General features: G+C 38.7%; 2 protein-coding genes. One reads left to right on the top strand and one right to left on the bottom strand.

Annotation, left to right across the window (positions count from 1 at the left end; genetic code table 11):
- The first annotated feature begins 119 nt into the window (after positions 1–119).
- Positions 120–383: a SemiSWEET family transporter gene (locus GMD6S_RS09675; RefSeq protein ID WP_000166112.1), complete on the top strand. Its 264-nt coding sequence runs from the start codon at positions 120–122 to the stop codon at positions 381–383.
- Positions 384–462: 79 nt separating this feature from the next.
- On the opposite strand, the gene GMD6S_RS09670 is transcribed toward GMD6S_RS09675, so the two are convergent.
- Positions 463–858: DNA-3-methyladenine glycosylase I (locus GMD6S_RS09670; protein ID WP_000408677.1), on the bottom strand; the 396-nt coding region annotated here is incomplete at its 5' end.

Below are 858 nucleotides of genomic sequence, written 5' to 3'. Positions count from 1 at the left end.
ATAACAAAAAATAAACAATTTCTCCATTTTTGTGCTTTGGTATTGATTTTCGTTACAATTTGTGTCTGAATTTATTGCATTTTGCTTATTTCTATGATATCTTTTTAAAGGAGGTGTATATGACTAAACAAAAAATAAATCAAATTGTCGGTTCAATCGGGGCCTTTATCGGGATTATTGTATTTATCGCCTACATCCCACAAATTTTTGCCAATTTACAAGGCAACAAGGCTCAACCATTTCAGCCTTTATCCGCAGCAGTATCTTGTTTAATTTGGGTTATTTACGGATGGACAAAAGAACCTAAGAAGGATTGGATACTAATTATTCCAAACTCAGCCGGCGTTGTCTTAGGTGGACTGACATTTCTCACTGCACTATAAAAATTACTAGCATATAATCAAAAAGCTGAGAAACTCATCTCAGCTTTTTCTATATTCTCAGATAATTAGACGCCTGCACTCACTTATTTCCGCTTTTCCACTCACAATCATTTTCGTGGTCGTCAATCAGACCTGCCGCTTGTAGAAAAGCTAAAACTGCGACTGGACCTGTGAACTTGAAGCCTCGTTTTTTGAGATCTTGAGATAACTTTTCAGACAAGGCTGTTTTAGCAGGTGCTAGGTGATAGTCAGGAACATCATTCACGATCGTTTTTCCCTCAACAAAGGACCAGAGATAAGCGTCAAAAGAGCCAAAGGTTTTCTGGACTTGTAAAAATGCTTGGGCGTTGGCACGCGTCGCAAAAATCTTGGCTCGATTTCGAATGATGGTTGGATTCTCTAACATGGCTTCCAACTCCCCATCTGTCATTTCCGCGACCTCTTGAATTTGATAGCCATGAAATGCTTCTCGGAA

This window comes from Streptococcus sp. GMD6S (assembly GCF_000297015.1).
Note: the sequence above shows the minus strand (reverse complement) of the source record. Positions and strands in the feature narration are given on the sequence as shown.

Bases quoted from the DNA above. Each gene is read 5' to 3' on its own strand.
- GMD6S_RS09675 (WP_000166112.1), top strand. From the start codon at position 120: ATGACTAAACAAAAAATAAATCAAATTGTCGGTTCAATCGGGGCCTTT.